Source organism: Bartonella australis AUST/NH1 (genome assembly GCF_000341355.1).
Taxonomy (GTDB): domain Bacteria; phylum Pseudomonadota; class Alphaproteobacteria; order Rhizobiales; family Rhizobiaceae; genus Bartonella; species Bartonella australis.
On sequence record NC_020300.1, the window covers coordinates 392,946 to 411,771 of the forward strand.

General features: G+C 41.5%; 13 protein-coding genes and 1 pseudogene. 8 read left to right on the plus strand and 6 right to left on the minus strand.

From position 1 onward, the window contains the following. Nucleotides 1-91 precede the first annotated feature (91 nt). The gene (locus BANH1_RS01705) at nt 92-586 is read right to left on the minus strand and encodes a Fur family transcriptional regulator (protein ID WP_041582916.1); all 495 of its coding nucleotides are present in this window, start codon (nt 584-586) and stop codon (nt 92-94) included. Continuing rightward, nucleotides 525-3,242, minus strand: a complete 2,718-nt coding sequence (gene secA, locus BANH1_RS01710; RefSeq protein WP_015397715.1) for a preprotein translocase subunit SecA — start codon at nt 3,240-3,242, stop codon at nt 525-527. Before secA ends, BANH1_RS01705 begins: the two co-directional genes overlap by 62 nt. Nucleotides 3,243-3,660: 418 nt before the next feature. On the opposite strand from secA, the gene BANH1_RS01715 reads away from it, so the two are divergent. From BANH1_RS01715 to BANH1_RS01730, 4 genes are all read left to right on the plus strand, one after another. Further along, nucleotides 3,661-4,620: a peptidylprolyl isomerase gene (locus BANH1_RS01715; protein ID WP_015397716.1), complete on the plus strand. Its 960-nt coding sequence runs from the start codon at nt 3,661-3,663 to the stop codon at nt 4,618-4,620. A gap of 100 nt (nt 4,621-4,720) precedes the next feature. Next, a complete protein-coding gene (gene argJ / locus BANH1_RS01720; protein WP_041583183.1) occupies nt 4,721-5,959 on the plus strand; it encodes a bifunctional glutamate N-acetyltransferase/amino-acid acetyltransferase ArgJ in 1,239 nt (412 codons plus the stop codon). A gap of 142 nt (nt 5,960-6,101) precedes the next feature. Further along, nucleotides 6,102-6,515: a (deoxy)nucleoside triphosphate pyrophosphohydrolase gene (locus BANH1_RS01725; RefSeq protein ID WP_015397718.1), complete on the plus strand. Its 414-nt coding sequence runs from the start codon at nt 6,102-6,104 to the stop codon at nt 6,513-6,515. Between the two features lie 397 nt (nt 6,516-6,912). Next, entirely contained in the window at nt 6,913-8,268 is a 1,356-nt protein-coding gene (locus BANH1_RS01730; protein WP_015397719.1) for an L-cystine transporter, read from the plus strand. Nucleotides 8,269-8,366: 98 nt separating this feature from the next. On the opposite strand, the pseudogene BANH1_RS01735 reads toward BANH1_RS01730, so the two are convergent. Then, nucleotides 8,367-9,173, minus strand: a pseudogene (locus BANH1_RS01735) (methyltransferase domain-containing protein); the annotation flags it as partial. A 244-nt stretch (nt 9,174-9,417) separates the two neighbouring features. On the opposite strand from BANH1_RS01735, the gene BANH1_RS01740 reads away from it, so the two are divergent. Both BANH1_RS01740 and grxC read left to right on the plus strand, forming a co-directional pair. Beyond that, nucleotides 9,418-10,191, plus strand: a complete 774-nt coding sequence (locus BANH1_RS01740; protein ID WP_187287503.1) for a ComF family protein — start codon at nt 9,418-9,420, stop codon at nt 10,189-10,191. A 19-nt stretch (nt 10,192-10,210) separates the two neighbouring features. Next, nucleotides 10,211-10,468: a glutaredoxin 3 gene (gene grxC / locus BANH1_RS01745; RefSeq protein ID WP_015397722.1), complete on the plus strand. Its 258-nt coding sequence runs from the start codon at nt 10,211-10,213 to the stop codon at nt 10,466-10,468. Between the two features lie 18 nt (nt 10,469-10,486). Here the strand turns inward: grxC and ubiG are convergent, their stop codons facing one another. Continuing rightward, nucleotides 10,487-11,233 carry a bifunctional 2-polyprenyl-6-hydroxyphenol methylase/3-demethylubiquinol 3-O-methyltransferase UbiG gene (gene ubiG / locus BANH1_RS01750; RefSeq protein WP_015397723.1) on the minus strand — a complete coding sequence of 249 codons (747 nt, stop codon included), beginning with the start codon at nt 11,231-11,233 and terminating at the stop codon, nt 10,487-10,489. 188 nt (nt 11,234-11,421) lie between these two features. Between ubiG and BANH1_RS01755 the strand changes: the two genes are divergently transcribed. Beyond that, nucleotides 11,422-12,675: an aspartate kinase gene (locus BANH1_RS01755; RefSeq protein WP_015397724.1), complete on the plus strand. Its 1,254-nt coding sequence runs from the start codon at nt 11,422-11,424 to the stop codon at nt 12,673-12,675. Nucleotides 12,676-13,050: 375 nt separating this feature from the next. Here the strand turns inward: BANH1_RS01755 and nhaA are convergent, their stop codons facing one another. Together nhaA and BANH1_RS01765 are read right to left on the minus strand one after the other, a co-directional pair. Continuing rightward, complete coding sequence (gene nhaA / locus BANH1_RS01760; RefSeq protein WP_015397725.1) at nt 13,051-14,418, minus strand: Na+/H+ antiporter NhaA; 1,368 nt, start codon at nt 14,416-14,418, stop codon at nt 13,051-13,053. Nucleotides 14,419-14,569: 151 nt separating this feature from the next. Then, on the minus strand, nt 14,570-16,273 hold the full coding sequence (locus tag BANH1_RS01765; RefSeq protein ID WP_015397726.1) for a hypothetical protein: 1,704 nt from the start codon (nt 16,271-16,273) through the stop codon (nt 14,570-14,572). 367 nt (nt 16,274-16,640) lie between these two features. On the opposite strand from BANH1_RS01765, the gene BANH1_RS01770 reads away from it, so the two are divergent. Continuing rightward, nucleotides 16,641-18,413, plus strand: coding sequence for an SLC13 family permease (locus BANH1_RS01770; RefSeq protein ID WP_015397727.1), 1,773 nt, complete (start codon nt 16,641-16,643; stop codon nt 18,411-18,413). Nucleotides 18,414-18,826: the final 413 nt, after the last annotated feature.

The window sequence follows — 18,826 nt, forward strand, 5'->3', positions numbered from 1 at the left end:
GAAAAATGCTTTTGCCAATGAAAACTGCAGATTTTTTAAGTAGGCTTTCATAAAATTCAATTTGCATGAATAATTTTGATCGTATACATGGTCAATTTTTGCGCTTTTTTCCGTAAAATTCAAGGCGGTGGTGAATGATATCATAGCTGAGGGAATGGGCAATTTTTTCTTGCAGTTTTTCAATGATATTAGACTGAAATTCGATGATTTGTCCTGTTTCTATATCGATAAGGTGGTAATGATGCTGGCCATCAGCTTGCTCAAAGCGAGAAGGGCCTCCACTGAAGGCATGTCTATGGATCGTTCCGTTATTCTCTAATATTTTCATAGTGCGGTAAACAGTCGATAGAGAAATGCTAGAATCTATGTCATTAGCACGCTGGAAGATTTCAACTGCATTTGGGTGGTCATCTGTATCCGCCAAAATACCTAGGATAACGCGCCTTTGACGCGTTATTCTCAGACCTGCTGTGCGCAATTTTTGTTCATAATTTTGTTTTTTTCTCATATTAGCCGTCTGCTTTTTAGACCAGCGACCCATGACAGTGTTTATATTTTTTTTCTGAACCGCAAGGACAAAGTTCATTACGTCCGATTTTCCCCCATGTGGTTGGGTCATTCGGGTCGCGTTTTGCCGGATTAACGAACGTATTTTTTTGTGTTTGCAGCCGCGGTGCAAATTCTCCTTTTTTATCTTGGCTATCAATGGCAAGGTGCTCAGCGTGGATTTCTACGGGAATTGCAGGTTCTGCAGGGTGCTGGACAATCTCGAAGCGCATAAGCTTAGAAATAGCATTTTTACGGAGATTCTGTAGCATAGTCTGAAATAGTTCGAATGACTCTGTTTTATATTCATTAAGTGGGTCCCGTTGCGCGTAACCGCGAAAACCCACAATAGAACGCAAATGATCCAAATTAACCAGATGTTCACGCCACAGCGTATCGATAGTTTCAAGCAATGCGATTTTGTGAAAGTAAGCTCTAATTTCTGGAGAATAGCGCTCCGCACGTTCGCTATCAAGCTTAGTGATAGCGTTTGATACGCGTTCCAATATTTGTTCTTCAGCGATTCCGTCTTCTTTTATCCACTGTTCTATCGGAAGCTCAAGATTGAAGAGTTGGTATAATTCGTCTTTTAGAGCTTCGGTATTCCATTTTTCGGAATATGTCCCGGACGGAATGTGAGATTCTACTAAATCCTCGATCACTTCATTACGCATTTCAGTAACCATTTCAGTTAAATCTTCTGCGCTCATAATTTCCATACGCTGCTCAAAAATCACTTTCCTCTGATCATTCATCACGTCATCGTATTTTAATAAATTTTTGCGAATTTCGAAGTTACGTGCTTCGACTTTTTTTTGAGCTTTCTCAAGTGCTTTATTAATCCATGGATGAATAATGGCTTCACCTTCTTTCAATCCGAGTTTTTGCAGTATAGTATCCATACGGTCAGAACCAAATATACGCATGAGATCATCTTGGAGAGAAAGAAAGAATTTTGAGCGGCCAGGATCGCCTTGGCGGCCAGAGCGGCCACGAAGCTGATTGTCGATGCGGCGGCTTTCATGTCGTTCGGTAGCAATGACGTAAAGTCCCCCGGCAGCTAATGCTTTTTCTTTAAGTTGTTTGACGTCCCTCTTAATTTCCTCAATCTTAGCAAATTGCGCTGGTCCCTCAGGAATATCCTGTAATTCTTGTCGGATACGCATTTCAATATTACCGCCGAGCTGTATATCGGTGCCACGGCCTGCCATATTGGTTGCAATAGTCAGCGCTCCTGGAACACCCGCTTGAGCGATAATATATGCTTCTTGTTCATGATAACGCGCGTTCAAAACTTTAAAATCGGTAATACCTTCTTTCCGAAGACGTTCAGCTAGTTGTTCTGACTTTTCGATAGAGGTTGTACCAACAAGAATGGGCTGCCCTTTTTGGTGCGCTTGGCGGATATCATGCACGATAGCACGATATTTTTCTTCTGCTGTTCGATAAATTTCATCATCTTCATCAAGACGCTTTACTGGCAAATTTGTAGGGACTTCTACGACTTCAAGGCCGTAAATATTACCGAATTCTTCAGCTTCTGTTACAGCGGTTCCCGTCATACCAGACAATTTTTTGTACATACGAAAATAATTTTGAAAAGTAATAGAAGCTAATGTCTGATTTTCCGGTTGAATAGCCACGTGCTCTTTGGCTTCTAGCGCCTGATGCAAACCCTCAGAATAGCGCCGTCCCGGCATCATACGACCGGTAAATTCGTCAATAATGACGATTTCACCATTGCGGACAATGTAATCTTTATCGCGAATAAACAGCTTATGAGCTTTTAGAGCGTTATTGATATGGTGGACGAGAGCAACATTTTCTATATCATAAAGGCTTCCGCTTTTAAGATGCCCGGCTTGTTCGAGCATTTTTTCGACTTTTTCAGTGCCGACTTCGGTGAAGGTCGTTGTCCTTTGCTTTTCGTCTATTTCGTAATCTTCAGGCATTAGGAAAGGAATAAATGTATCGATAAGATTATAGAATTCTGTGCGATCTTCCAAAGGGCCAGAAATAATAAGCGGGGTGCGTGCTTCATCGATAAGAATTGAATCAACTTCATCGACAATTGCGTAATGATGACCGCGTTGGACCATTTGGCTACGGTCAAAAGCCATATTATCACGTAGATAATCAAAACCCAATTCATTATTTGTTGCGTAAGTGACGTCGCACGCGTAGGCCGCTCGTCGCGCATCATTATCCAAATTGTTTAGAATTACGCCCGTTGTTAAGCCAAGAAAGTCGTAAATCTTGCCCATTGTTTCAGCATCACGGCTAGCGAGATAATCATTCACCGTGACGACGTGAACACCTTTCCCTTCTAAGGCGTTGAGGTAAACTGGCAGAGTTGCCATTAACGTCTTACCTTCACCAGTGCGCATTTCGGCGATGCCCCGGTCATGAAGGACCATTCCACCAATAAGTTGTACATCAAAAGGGCGCATATCGTAAACACGCTTCGCTGCTTCACGGACGGTTGCAAAAGCTTCTGATAAAAGCGAATCAACGGTTGCTCCTTCGGCTAACCGTTGACGAAATTCGTCGGTTTTTTGGCAAAGTTGTGTATCGCTCAATTTTTGAAATTGTTCTTCTAAAACGTTAATCTGCGCGACTTTTCGGCGAAGAGCTTTAATACGACGTTCGCGAGCCGAACCAAAAAAATTACGCGCAAAAACACCTAAACCGACCATTTCTGGCCCTTTCTTTGTTATCTGTTGTCACCGCTGTTTGGTGCTTTATAGGTTATATCCACACCTTGCATCTCTTGGGGTATTTGATACAATTAGATGTAAGTGGTAGCACTATATTTGCCGGTGCTTAATTTTTTCATTTAATTTTAAAGTAGAGATAAGGGGCTAAGTCCGCTGTGTCAACTTCGGTGATGCTATTTGGCTGATGAAGCGCGGAGAAATTCAGTGCACGATGCAGTATTTTCTATATCATGGCGCTTTGTAGTATCCAAGTGGAACAAAGTATATTAAGATATAGAGAGTGAAGTTTGCGCCTTTGGAGATAAAATTATTATATTTATCTGTAGTTAGAGGTTAAGGTATTATGGTAAAAGGAATTTAAGCCGTAGATACGCGGTTGTTCTTAAGGAGTATATTTATGAAATTTGATTTTATCACGCTATTTTTGACGTCAACCTTATTGGTAAGTACGAGTTTAGGGGCGGTGGCTCAAGGGGATGCGAAATCTGCGCCCGATGACTTAAAAACAATGGAGAAAGTCTCTGAAAAACCAGTTGCGCTTTCTCATATCATGGCAATTATTGACGGAAATAACATTACTGCAGGGAAATTAGACGAGCTTGCGCTCGAAATGAATCCTAATTTAGCTCGTCTTCCTGAGGAACGACGTCGTATAATGATCTTAAAAGCCTACGTAGATATGCAAGCGCTTGCTAAAGCTGCAATTCAGAAAGGCATGGATAAGACGGAAGATTACGATAAACGTATGGTTGTAATGCGTGATAATGTTCTCCAGCAGCTTTATTTTAAGCGGATGATTGTTGATCAAATTACAGATGCTGATTTGAAAGCTCTTTATGATAAAGAAGTTGCTGCTTTACCTAAAGAAGATGAAGTTAAAGCACGCCATATTTTGGTCAAAACAAAAAAAGAAGCGGAATCCGTTATTAAGCGCTTAAATAAAGGAGAAAAGTTTGAAGAGATTGCAAAGAAGGATTCTACAGATGGTTCAGCTGCTGTTGGTGGCGACCTAGGTTATTTTAGTCGTGGTCAAATGGTTAAGCCTTTTGAAGAGGCAGCGTTCGGCTTAAAAGTCGGCACATATACTAAAACGCCCGTTGAAAGTCCGTTTGGCTGGCACGTCATCAAAGTAGAAGATCGCCGCTTGAGACAGCCCCCAGTATTTGATGATGTTAAAGAGGCATTGCGTGCGCAGCTTATAAGAGATCGGTACCAAATGCTTATCGTCGGTTTGCGCAGTCAGCTAGATGTGAAATACCCTGACGCTAACGTTGAAAAATTAATCCGTTCGCTTGATAAAAACGAAACATCGCTTCTAGACGGTTCACCCCATAAGAACGAAAAAGAAGAAAAATAACATCCTGCGAGCTGGGCTTTTTGACGTTTCTTATTTCTCATAGAGCCCAGCAAGTGCTTTGTTGTATTGCACCTCGTTTACGTTGATGAAAGAGCGCGTAATAGCTGTGAGAATATCGCCTTTATATCCAAAAATGAGACAAGAACTTCCGCCATTATCCGGCGTGCGGATGGCAACAGCGGAAGCTGGAATTAAATATAAAAATCGCGCAGATCTCCTTTTTATCGTATTTGATGAGCCGGCAAGTGTGGCCGGTGTTTTTACACGTTCAAAATGTTCATCTACTTCTGTAGATCATTGCCGAGAGTCACTTTCCCACGGAATTGCTAAGGGTGTTGTGGTTAATGCTGGGAATGCAAACGCTTTTACGGGGCGTAAGGGCGAGCGGACAACGAAAGCAATAGTGCATGCTGCGGCTGATATTTTAGGGGCGAAAGAAAATGAAATTTTTATAGCCTCTACTGGTGTTATTGGCGAGCCAATGGATGAGTCTCGTATTTTAAGCCTTTTACCAGATATGGCAGTCAGAGCCAAAGAGGGAGATTGGCTAGAAGCTGCGAGAGCCATTATGACAACCGATACATTTCCGAAAGTCGCAACCCGTAGATTTAATTGCTGTGGAGAAGTTGTTATCATTAATGGGATTGCAAAAGGCGCTGGCATGATTGCACCAGATATGGCCACCATGCTTTCTTTCGTGGTAAGCGATGCCGCGATCGCTTCGGATATACTTCAATCTATGTTGTCTGAGGCAGTTCATGGATCTTTTAACGCAATTACTGTTGATAGTGATACTTCAACATCAGATACATTAATGATGTTCGCGACAGGCAAAGCAAAAGGAAGCCTCCCTCGTTTAACAAATAAATCTGACCCGCGCTATAGTGTATTTTCGGAGCAATTAGGTAGCCTTCTGCGCGATCTTGCTCTGCAAGTCGTCTGTGACGGTGAGGGTGCACGTCATTTAATTGAAGTAAATGTAACTGGCGCCACAACAGATGATGCTGCTAAAACTATTGCTATGTCGATTGCCAATTCGCCACTTGTAAAAACGGCTATTGCGGGGGAGGACGCTAACTGGGGGCGGGTGGTTATGGCAGTTGGTAAAGCAGGCGTTGAAGCAGACCGAGATCTTTTGACGATTTGGTTTGGGGAATATCGTTTGGCTATCAATGGCGAACGTGACCCTGATTATAATGAGGAAGAAGTCGGCGCTTATATGAAGGAAAAGAATATTATGATCCGCGTTGATATTGGTCTCGGAGGTGGTAAGGCGCGGGTTTGGTCCTGCGATTTGACAAAAGAATATGTTGCAATCAACGGAGATTACAGAAGTTGATATTCACGCGGCATAAACGCGAATATCAGGACCAGTGTATCCTTGAAGGAAGAGAGTATTGAATATTCAAACTTTTTTGTTTTTAGATAGCGGCCTGTGGTAGAAAAAGAAACGATCGTCATTATCTTTGCTAGGGGTCGATATGTGTGCAAAAAATTTACTTCTTCTCGTCGTCGCCTGTGCATTACTAGACCGGGATAACCGGGTCTTGCTGACAGAGCGGCCCCAAGGAAAAACGCTTGCTGGTTTATGGGAATTTCCTGGCGGCAAAGTTGAAAAGGGTGAAACGCCGGAGGAGTCGCTGATTCGTGAATTAGAGGAAGAGCTTGGCGTTTATGTTCGGGCAGGTGATTTGTTACCTTTAACATTTGCGAGCCACGGCTACGAAACCTTCCACCTATTAATGCCATTTTATCATTGTCACTGTTATGAAGGCACTCCACGGGGACGAGAAGGACAAAAATTACAATGGGTTTTTGTCGGCGACCTTCACAAATATCCTATGCCCGATGCTGATAAACCGCTGGTTCGGGTGTTGAACAATTTTCTTCTTTAGTGTATTTACCGACAGAGGGTCTTTTGTTTCCAATGACTGTTCGAAAAGGGGGACCAATGGGGGGTTGTCTTCGAAAAAGGGGCAGGCTGTCCCAAAAAAAATCTCTATTTCTGCACAATTAATTTCCCTGATTATTGCTGTTATGCATTTTTTGCACAAAGCTTTGTATCAAAAACACGATAACGGTCACGCGGGGTTTGCCTCTTAATTAAGGAATAGCTCTTTTAATGCCCGCCGTATAACAGAAGATAAAGTTCGTTTTCAGAATACGCGAATATATATTTAAAGTAACAATTTTGTAAAAAGATAATAACCTTTATGTTCTGCTTTGTAACCAACTTAATTGCGAGTTAGGCGTTATCTGCAACAGCGAGCACAATAATATCAGGAATAGACTATGACATTCAATTTTTTTATTAATTTAGCTCTATTTGTTATTCTTTTATGGCTTCTTGCTCAATGTAAAAAAGGCAATTGGAGTCTTTCGCTTCGTGTTATGCTGGGCCTAGTTATTGGCTTAGGTTTTGGTGGTGCCTTACAGGTTATTTATGGAGGAAATGAGCCTACTCTATTAAAATCTGTTGAGTGGTTTAATATCGTCGGGCATGGTTATATATCATTATTGCAAATGGTTGTCGTACCGCTGATTTTTATCTCTATTCTCTCGGCAGTAGCGCATCTGCATTCTGTTTATGCTATCGGCAGAATTAGTATAGTGACAATTTCGATATTACTCTTCACAACCTCTTTGTCGGCGTTGGTTGGTATTTTGGTAATTGACTTATTCGGACTAACAGTAGACGGTTTTGTGCATGGAGGAGAAGATGTATCCTCTGTTCTTACAGGTTATACTTCTCAGCTTGGAGATATGAGCGTACCAAAGGCAATTTTATCGCTCATTCCTCAAAATCCATTTGCTGCGCTAAGCGGGGAAAAAGGGACATCTATTATTAGTGTTGTTGTTTTTTCAGCATTTTTGGGGGTTGCAGCTATTTTTTTAAAGAGGGATGATCTAGGTAAAGGGCAGAAAATTCTTTCATTTGTCCAGATTGTGCATTCTTGGATTATACAGTTAGTGCGCATTATAGTTTCCTTAACGCCTTACGGCGTTTTTGCACTTATGACTAAGCTAGGGGCGACCGCAAATACTGCAAATATTTTAAAATTACTGATTTTTGTTATCGCTTCTTACGTCGGCATTATTTTTGTATTTGGAATTCACGGTATATTGCTTAGTGTATCAGGTATTAATCCATTCCGCTTTTTCAAAAAAATTCTGCCTGTCTTAACATTTGCTTTTAGCAGCCGTTCGAGTACCGCTAGTGTTCCTCTAAATATTGAGGCACAAACACAGTGGCTCGGTGTGCCGCAGTCAATCGCTGGTTTTTCAGCCTCTTTTGGTACAGTGATTGGACAAAATGGTTGTGCAGGTCTTTATCCGGCAATGGTCGCAGCTATGGTAGCTCCTTCCGTCGGTATTAATCCCTTCGATCCTCTTTGGGTTCTTACACTTATTGCTGTTACGACGTTAGGTTCTATCGGCGTCGCTGGGGTTGGTGGTGGCGCTATTTTTTCTGCATTGATCGTATTGCCAATTATGGGGCTTCCTGTTTCTTTGGTAGCTGTGTTAATCTCTGTCGAACCTTTAGTTGATATGGGGCGCACGGCCCTTAATGTAAGTGGTTCAATGTTGGCCGGCACTATAACAAGCCAGGTATTACGTACAACGGATAAAAGTATTTTTGAGAAATAATTTCCGCGCCGAGGTCACGGGGTATTTTGCTTTGATTGCTTCTCTAAAACATTCACAGGAGGCGTTTTAGGCAGATCCGGTTGTGCGAGCAGGCATTAGTTTTTATTAGGCGCCCAGCCAGATAGCCAAATGAAGGAAAAATGCGCTTGAATGCGGCCGTCTGGGTCGCTAAACCGCTCTGCGTAGATTTCGGCGGCACGAAGAAAAAAGCGTCTGGATACGGGTCGTTTCGAGCGGTTAATGAGCGCGTTTTGCATTCCCATAGCCTTAAGATCCCGCATAAGATCGAACATTGTATTGTATCGTATAGTAACATTTTCAACGTCTACTACGGGTACAGAAAAACCGACACGCTGTAAAACAGCCCCTACATCGCGAATATCAGCGAAGGGGTAAACCCTTGGGCTAACTCCGCCATAAAGTTCCATTTCAGCTTGAAGTAAACTTTCGCGTAATTCTCTCAGTGTACCAGCTCCAGCCATAACAGCGAGAAATAGACCGTCTGGCTTTAGAATGTTTTTTACCTGACTGAGAACACCAGGGGTATCATTTGTCAGCTGTAATGAGAGAAGCGAAACGATAAGGTCACAATAATGCCGAGGAAAATCGAGTAGTTCTCGATGACGTAAGTGAAATTTTTTGCTACGATTCTCATAAAGGGTGTCGGTTTCGACGCATTCTACGGAACAGATTTTACCGGATTTTGTCAAGGCTTCCGCAGCGAGGCCTGTGTGTCCGTGCAAATCTAAAGCTAATGTAAATTTGCGATCAACAGCACTGAGACGTTCATAAAGATCTTCGACAACATAAGACAATAAAAAGTCATATCCCTTTTTTGCTTTTTTAAAAGCCCGTTTACGGAATTGTTCAATACGCGTGTAATCAAAAATCGAAGGATACGACATATTATCGAGTTCTTTCAGTATATGGCGCCGCGCACTTTGAATATAGTTATTGTATGCATATTACGTTAAGTTTATAATGCCAAATAAAAAGTAAAAGTGAGTTTATAAAAGAGTAGAGCCTTCAAAAAAATTAAATTTCGTAAATTTTAAGGTGCGAAAGGAATTTTTGGTGCATCGCAAACTTATATCAAGCAACAAATTAATAGCATAATATTTTTTGGAAATTATTTTAAATAGCGGGGGTATATTGGGTGAATATATTGAGCGTTTAGCAGCGATTCTGTATCCACCGATTTGCCTTGGATGCAAAAAAATAGTCTCTGCTCACGGTACAGTTTGTCCCGATTGTTGGAAAGATCTCCAATTTATTACGAGACCTTATTGTCCTGTTATGGGCGTTCCTTTTCACCATGATATGGGAGATGGTTTTCTTAGCGGTGAGGCTATCCAGACTTCTCCTCCTTTTTCACGTATCCGCTCTGCTGTTGTTCATAAGGGACTAGCTCGAATTTTAGCAATACGACTGAAATACAGTGACCATATAGAATTAGCACGTTTTATGGCTAACTGGATGATACTTGCAGGACGTGAAGTAATTAATGATTGTGACGTTATTATTCCCATCCCACTACATTTTCGTCGTTTTTTTCGGCGGCGTTATAACCAATCTGCTGAGCTTGCTCGTTATATCGCAGTGATACGGAAGAAACCTTTTAAACCTGGTTGGCTTACGCGTTGTCGGCATACACGTCCGCAGGTCGGCTTGTCTTCTAGGGAGAGAAAGCTTAATGTACAAGGCGCTTTTAAGGTGCCTAAGGAAGTTAAAAAACATATAAAAGGATGCTCTATTTTGCTCATTGATGATGTTTTGACAACGGGTGTAACAGTTACCGCAGCAGCCGCGATATTAAAACGCGCAGGCGCGCGACAGGTTGATATATTAACATTTTCGCGTGTACTAAAGAATGACCCTATTTTTCCTAATTTAGGAGAGGCTACTAATAATGTATCATATTAAATAAAGAATGGAGATTATTATGAAAAAGATCACACTTTATACACGTCCTAATTGCCCTTATTGCATAAAAGCGCGTGCCCTACTTGATGAGAAAGGCGTAAAATATACTGATATTGATGCTTCAACTTCCCTCCGCCAAGAAATGATACAGAAAGCTAACGGGCGTAATACGTTTCCGCAAATTTTTATAGGTGATTATCATGTTGGAGGGTGTGATGATCTCTACGCTTTAGACGCTGAAGGCAAGCTCGATTCTTTATTGGAAGGAGCTCATTAGTTGTTGATTATGGCGCACTTATTTAAGCCGTTGCGCGAGAAGAATGTAGTTGACATCTGTATTTTCTGAGCGATTCCAACTGTCATTTAATGGATTATAAGTTATACCGATCTTATCAATAACAGTAAGAGAATTTTTTAATAATAGATTCGAAAGTTCTTGGGGTTTCAGAAATTTTTTGTAGTCATGAGTTCCTTTAGGAAGCCAGCGTAAAATGTATTCAGCGCCTATAATAGCTAATCCCCATGCCTTCCAAGTACGGTTGAGCGTCGCAATAAACATAAGCCCCTCTGGTTTGAGCATTTTAGCTGTTGCTGATAAAAAGAGGTTAACGTCAGCAACGTGCTCGACGACCTCCATATTGAGGATCACGTCAAATTGCTCACCTTCATTTGCAAGTTCTTCCGCAGTGGTAGCGCGATAGTCGATTAAAAGGCCGTTTTGTGCTGCATGGCTTTTTGCTATTTCGATATTAGCTTGCGCAGCATCGACTCCCACAACAGTGGCCCCAAGACGGGCCATTGGTTCGCACAATAAGCCTCCTCCGCAGCCAATATCAAGAAATTTTAAGTCTTTAAAGGGTGTCAGTGAAATAGGATCGCGGTCAAATGCTAAACAGACTTTTTCCTTAATATAAGCAAGACGCGTCGGGTTGAACTTATGCAGAGGCCGAAATTTGCCTTGCGGATTCCACCACTCAGCGGCGATACGCGAAAAATGGTCGATTTCATCCTGATCGATTGTTGTGCGATTTTCGTTTATCATACTGCCCTCCTTTCACTTCTCGATTATCACGTCAGATGAATTTTTTTTAAAGTCAAGCGTAAATTAACGTAAACCTGCTAAGGCTTGCGAAAATGGTAGATATTAGTTATGTCAGAAGGCGGCTTTGTATAATTACAGGGTCCCATTCTAGCTATTGTGTGAAATAAGAAATATAAGAGTGTCGTGAAATGGCGCGTATTGTCATGAAATTCGGCGGAACATCTGTTGCGGACATTGAACATATCCATAATGTTGCGCGGCACGTCAAAAGAGAAGCGGACGCAGGCAATGAGGTCGCTGTTGTAGTGTCGGCAATGGCGGGTAAAACTAATGAGCTTGTCCAGTGGACGCGTGATGCTTCACCAGTGTATGATACCCACGAATATGACGTAGTTGTCGCTTCTGGCGAACAAGTGACGGCCGGTTTATTAGCTATTACACTCCAAGCAATGGGAGTGAAGGCTCGTTCATGGCTTGGTTGGCAAATTCCTATTCATACAGATGATGCCCACGGAGGTGCGCGGATTGTAGATATTAACGGATCTCTTTTGCTGCAATGTTTTAGGGAAGGTCAGGTGGCGGTTATCGCTGGCTTTCAGGGGGTAGCTCCAGGTAATCGAATTTCTACTTTGGGACGCGGTGGATCAGATACGAGTGCGATCGCAATGGCTGCAGCTTTGCAGGCTGATCGCTGTGATATCTACACGGATGTAGACGGTGTTTATACAACTGATCCGCGGATAGAACCAAAAGCACGCCGTTTGTCAAAAGTGGCTTTTGAAGAAATGCTCGAAATGGCTTCTCTTGGGGCGAAAGTTTTACAAGTTCGTTCTGTTGAATTGGCTATGGTTCACAAAGTCCGCACTTTCGTGCGTTCAAGTTTCGAGGACCCCGGGGCTTTGGACATGGGTGATTTAATGAATTTTTCCGGGACACTTATTTGCGATGAGGATGAAATTGTGGAACAACAGAACGTTACTGGTATCGCTTTTGCAAAGGATGAAGCACAAATTTCGCTGCGTCGACTGGCAGACCGCCCGGGTGTCTCCGCGGCAATTTTTGGTCCTTTGGCTGAAGAGCGTATCAATGTCGATATGATTGTGCAGAATATCTCTGAAGATGGTTCGAAGACAGATATGACTTTCACTGTGCCGTCTGCCGATGTAGATAAGGCTGTTGCACTTCTGGAAAAAAATCGTAAAAATATTGGCTACGATGTTATTCAGTCCGAAGGTGACCTCGCAAAAATCTCTGTTATTGGTATTGGGATGCGGAGTCACGCGGGTGTCGCGGCTACAGCGTTCAAGGCTTTAGCTGAAAAAGGCATTAATATTCAGGCAATAACCACTTCGGAAATTAAGATCTCTGTTTTGATTGATCGCGCTTATACTGAACTTGCAGTCAGGACTTTGCACGCCGTTTATGGTCTCGACAAGGGGTAAGAGCTTTTTGATTTTGGTGTTTTCTCAGTAAACAATAATTATACACACAGGATAGCTGAGAGTTATAAAATGGGTCTTCAGCAGCGAAGAGAGAAAAGAGGGTAAATGTCCGCTTAGATGCAGTTATTTTGGCTATTGGTTTAATAAAAAGAGCGCTATTAAAGTTGGACGCTGAAGTTCTGCAAGCACGATTGTGTGCGGATGCTGAGAATCATAAAATGAAAATGCTGCATTTTTGATAGTTAAAATTTTCAGCTAATAGAATAGGCAAGAATATTTATCAGGCATTTTCGCCATAATTATAAGAAAATGACAATAAAATGAGCAAGCTAAACTTCTTTTGGGAAGTTTAGCTGTAGGGGTTTTGCGAGTGCTTTATTGATTAAGGGTCACCGTGCGCTTTTTTTTATTGTTCTTAATGTAACAGAGTCCGTATACGAGGCCAGCAAGGGAAGATAGACCTGATCCACAAAGTACGCCGATTTTTGCGGAATCAAGCTGAACAACGTCTTTAAAAGCGAGCATTGAAACGAAAATAGACATGGTAAAGCCAATCCCTGCTAAACATCCAATCAATAATATACCCGCCCATGTTATATTAGGTGGAAGGCGGCAAAGTCCTGATTTTACCGCTAGATAGCTAGCAGTCATAATCCCGAGCGGTTTACCGACACATAGGCCAACGATAATGCCAAGAACGATTAAGAACGATTTGTCAGAAGAAAGATCAAAATTTGCAAAACTAACGCCTGCATTTGCAAAGGCGAAAATCGGCATCACGCCGTAAGCTACCCACGGATGCAACGCTTTTTGGACGCGTATTACAGGTGCGATTATATCACGCTGCCCTTTGCGCATTTTTTTCAATATGAGTGAGATATGATTCAGATCTGTTTTTACGTTTTTTTCTTGAAGTGCATTAACTGCGTTACTTAGTATAGTAAGGGGTGCTACAAGATTGCGAGTGGGTAAGACGGGAGTCATCATGCCTAAGATCACACCGGCGAGCGATGGGTGAATGCCCGTTTTCATGAGACCCCACCAAATAATTGCGCCGGGCAAAATATAAAGCCATGCCGACGCGAGCCCAATCCATTGAAAAAATAATACTGCAAAAACGCCTGTCAAAGCGATAGCTAAACCACTAAGATCAAGATTAGTCGAATAGAAAAAGGCAATGATGAGAACAGCAATAATATCGTCAATAATTGCCAATGACAAAAGAACGATATGAAGATTAGTCGGGATTGCTTTCCCAAGAAGAGCAAGAATGCCCACAGCAAAGGCAATATCGGTTGCTGTAGGTACAGCCCAACCATGGGTATATCCGCCGTTAAAGTTAAAGCTAAGATAAATAACTGCAGGAAGACAAACTCCACCTATTGCGGCGATGATTGGTAAAGTTGCTTGTTTAAAACTAGAAAGAGCACCTTCATAAATTTCCCGGCGAATTTCCATTCCTGCTACGAGAAAAAATACTGTCATGAGAGCGTCGTTCACCCAGAAATGCAGATCCCACGATAATGTAAAATTGCCAAAATTGAAGCCAAGAGGTGTATGCCAAAAAGCTTCATAGGAGGAGGAATATTCAGAATTTGCAAAAATAAGCGCAGCGGCAGCGGCCAACAAAAGAACGACGCCGCTCAAAGCTTCAATATGGAGAAAACGTTCAATAGCAGAAAGCGCCCGATTTGTGGCACGGGAGGCACGATTAGGTAAGCGATTTGAAGATAAATCAGCCATAAAAAACTCCATTTATCGGCAATTTTGCCAACATATCTTTTGTATAAACTGTCCTGTGCAGAACCCCAACCGGCATTATATCAAAGAAAAAGCAAAACTAATAATTTTAAATTTACAATAGAAGGCTATTGTTTCGATATTGACTATATTTTTAGTGGATCACTTCGTTTTTAACAATTAGATTTACTTTTTTTAGAGCCGCTGATAGATCTCTTTGTAAGGCAGTTTCGAGGTCGGCCGCGGTGAGGCCTTTATCATCTTTTGCCCTTATTTTAATCGTGAGTGTTTGCGGATTTTGGGCAAAGTCACCGAAAGATTTTGCAACTTCTTCGGCTTCAGCGTGGTCCTTTAACAATATGCTTGGGCTTTGAGTCATAATTAGGTAAAAATCATCATAAAGCTCTTTTTTGAGATCATGTTTATTATCAGTAAGATTTTTTGCAAAATAAGAAAAAAGTTTATCAATAAAGCCTGCATCTGTGTAACGTATATCAATTTCAGTTACACCAAGATTTTGCGTTGTAGCAGCTATCGCGTCTTTTTGGCCAGAGAAGAGCGCTTCATCGACATTGATAATTTTTGCTGATACTTCTCCAGAGCCCACATCTCTTACACCGAAAGATATTGTATTAAGGAAAAGCGTGCGCTTTTTTTCATTATACGCGATATCGACTTTTCCAGAAAAGTCGAAAGATTCCAAGTTCATATCTTTGAGAAGGTCTAAGTCGTGTTTTTCCAATTCCTTAGGCGAGATCGAAAGGCTACTGAAAGATATAAGAAGCTTTTCAGGTACAGATTGTTGCCATTGGCTTGGTTGCAACTGAAATGATTCGAGCGTTGTTTTTAGCTTCGGTGTGTCAATAATCGCTTTGTCAATTTGGGCATCAATCGAGGTAATAGCTGAAAGAATATTTACAATAATGGCATTTTGTACTGTTTTTTCGGCAACTCTATTATTCGAGTTTTTCGCATCGAGATAGGTTTGAATAAGCTGCTTAAGATTTTGTTTAAACGGCTTCATTTTTAGGCCGGATGTCTGAAGCTTCCCAAGAGAAAAGGAGGATTTTTTTTCTGTTTCTCCGAAAATGTTAAGCGTCACATTTTCTAGTGCAATGGGTCCGGTAATAGTTTCGCTTCGATTATCAGTGGGGTTTTTACCGAAGATAATAGAATAGGCATAGCCTAGATCAATATTACGGACTTTCACTGCACCGCTTTCAAGTAACAGGTACGCCTGTTTTGTGCTATCTTTGGTTACTGTTGCAGAGTCTGTTTTGGTGCTTATATTTTTGATATCGATAGAACGAATACGGCCGTTTCTAAGATCAGTAAGCTTAAAATTCTTTATATCGACTTTTTCTGTCGGTTTATTCTCGTTTTTTACAGAAAGCAGTATATCTGATGCAACAATAGATTCTATATCAATGCGCATGAGGGATTGTAGAAGGCGAGATGGGATTGCGGTATTTTTCGCCTTTAAGGATATATCACTAATGGAAACGCGAGGGATTTGTAGGTGGATGTTATTGTATCTTAAATCGACGTTATAAAGTGTGAACGCGCCAGGAATGAAAGAAATAGGAGGGCGGCCTGAAACAGCGCCAATTCTAAGAGAGACGCCTTTTGGAGCCGGAACAATGACATTAGTTAAGTTGATTTTGCCCATAATGCTCGTTTCTGATGTTTCTGCACTAATGGAATGACGGGCCATTTCCTTTTTGAGAAAGCTGTCAAGATAGGGTTTTGCTGTGTAAAAAACACCAATAATTACGATCGCTAAAACAGCGATAAATCCGGTGATATATAATAACCAGCGTCTTTTATTATTTCGATACCTATCATTAAAATTGACCATTATTTTTTCTTTCTATTCCACTATCACGCACTAAAAGCGTAGGCAATTTTTGTAGGCAACGATAAAGGCCCATGTATGACGCACATCAATTTGACGTTATTTATTTTTCGCATGTAGGGTAGTTGTGGCCTTTTTTTCAATAAGCTTTCATTCACTGTCAACGGTTTTCTTTGGTCCGAAAATTTCGCAAAAAAGCCACGTTGATAAATGAGGAGGTACGTGTGGACCACAATCCTCTTTGCTATTTTTAACTACCTTATAAATGGTACCCGTGTCCAGTTTTGTCTTGTCGCTAGTTACAGGAACAGTTAAAAAAGGGAAATATCTATTGCTGATTGTTTCAGGCTAACGGGGAGAGATGAGTATCATGACAGAAGATCAAATAATGGCTTTTTCCATCATTGGTCTTATGATGGCCGTTTTTATTTGGGATCGATTTCGTTATGACCTTGTTGCTGTTTTTACGTTATTGATTTCCTGTTTTGTTGGTCTTGTCAGCCCGAAGGAGGCGTTTAGCGGTTTCAGCAGCGACATTGTCATTATTGTAGGGAGTGTATTTATAATCAGTGCGGCTGTATCACGCTCTGGTGTGATGGAGTTTATCGTTCAACGAATATGGCCCGATGTAAAGTCAATACGACTTCAATTAGCTTTTTTGGTTATCTGCGTAGTAATTTTGTCGACGTTCGTAAAAAATATTGGTGCTTTAGCTATTATGCTTCCGATTGCCTTTCAATTTTCTCGCCGTTCTCAGGTTGCTCCATCTTTATTTTTGATGCCGATGGCGTTTGGCGCTTTATTAGGTGGCCTTATGACACAGATAGGCACATCACCTAATGTTGTGATTTCAGCTATGCGAGAACGTTTAGTGGGGATTCCTTTCACAATGTTTGATTTTACGCCGGTTGGAGCGACAGTTGCCGCTGTTGGAATATTATATTTGGTCTTTTTCTCTTGGCGTTTACCTGTTCGAGTGCGTTCAGGCGTTTCATTTGATGACGCTATTGATATCCGTGATTACGTTTCAGAAGTACGTATTCCTGCCAACTCTTCAATTATTGGAAAGACCATTATTGATTTAGTCAAGCCATCAGGTGGTGAAGTTATGGTCACTCAGGTTGTCAGAAACAAAATATCTATTTCGCCATTTCCGGATTTTGTTTTGTCTGAGGGAGACACTATTTTACTAGAAGGTTCGCATACGGGGCTAGATATGGTGATTAATTCTGCTCGTTTAGAATTTTCTACCGGTCACGTCATTTCCGCAGGTGATAAAGACAGCGATGTTGATATTGTTGAGGCAGTCGTTACGCATAATTCGTCTCTTATTGGCATCAGTATTGAAAAATTTTTACTATTTGACCATTATGATGTGAATTTACTTGCGTTAAGTCGCCAGCATGAGCGGTTGCGGGGGAGGCTTGGCGACGTCGTTTTCCGTCTTGGGGACGTAATTATTTTACAGGGACGGGATACAGTTATCCCAAATTTGTTACGGGAGCTGAAATGTCTTCCCTTAGCAAAACGCAATATTGTGTTTGGTAATTTACGGCACGGTCTCGTATCTTTGTCTATTATATTTGTCGCAATTATTTTGACTGCTTTTCAGATTACCCCGGTTGCATTTTCTTTTTTCACCGCGGCTACTGCTATGGTCGTTTTTAGGGTTCTTCCGGTACGTGACTTATATCAGGCTTTGGATGGCCAGATATTAGTATTGTTGGCAGCCCTTATTCCGGTTAGTGAAGTATTGGAAAAAACAGGCTGTACGAATTTAATCGGCCATTGGCTTAGTCAAGTGGCTGTATTTTTACCTCCATCTGGGGCATTAGCGCTCATGTTAGTTACAGCAATGCTGGTAACGCCGTTTTTGAATAACGCAGCAACAGTGATGATGGTAGCGCCAATTGCGTCAAGTTTTGCTCATTCTCTTCATTATAAGCCTGAAGCTTTTCTGATGGCTGTTGCAATTGGTGCTGGATGCGAATTTTTAACGCCTATTGGGCACCAATGCAATATGTTGATTATGGGGCCGGGTGGTTATCGTTTTAGCGATTATATACGTTTCGGCGCTCCGTTAGCAGTATTGATAGCGGTCGTGGCGGTCCCGATGTTAATGTGGGTTTGGCCATTACAATAGAAAAATATCAGAATTTTAGAACGTAAATTACGGTACATCGTCGTTCACCGGCTTATATGATGAGCGACTTTATTTTTAGACAAATTTTGTTTTCGTCTAGTCGATAAAGAGCTCTACATCTCGCTCATTTTTGTTTTTTCATATTTTTTAAATAGCTAATTTGCTACGCATCTTCATACTTAATTTTTTGCGGTTTTGTGAGGCCGTTAATAAATGGTATTTGCAGGAAGTGGAAGTGGTTGCTAGGATAGATGCACGGATGCACCATGCCTGTTATTTATTACCGTGATCTATATTTCTGGGAAGCGTTCAGACAAAGTAAGGCGGCATAGGCCAAATGGTTTTATTTTTCGGGAATCAGCAACAAATTTTGCACAAATGCGCTGCTGAAATTGAGGTAATTAGGTGTAGCT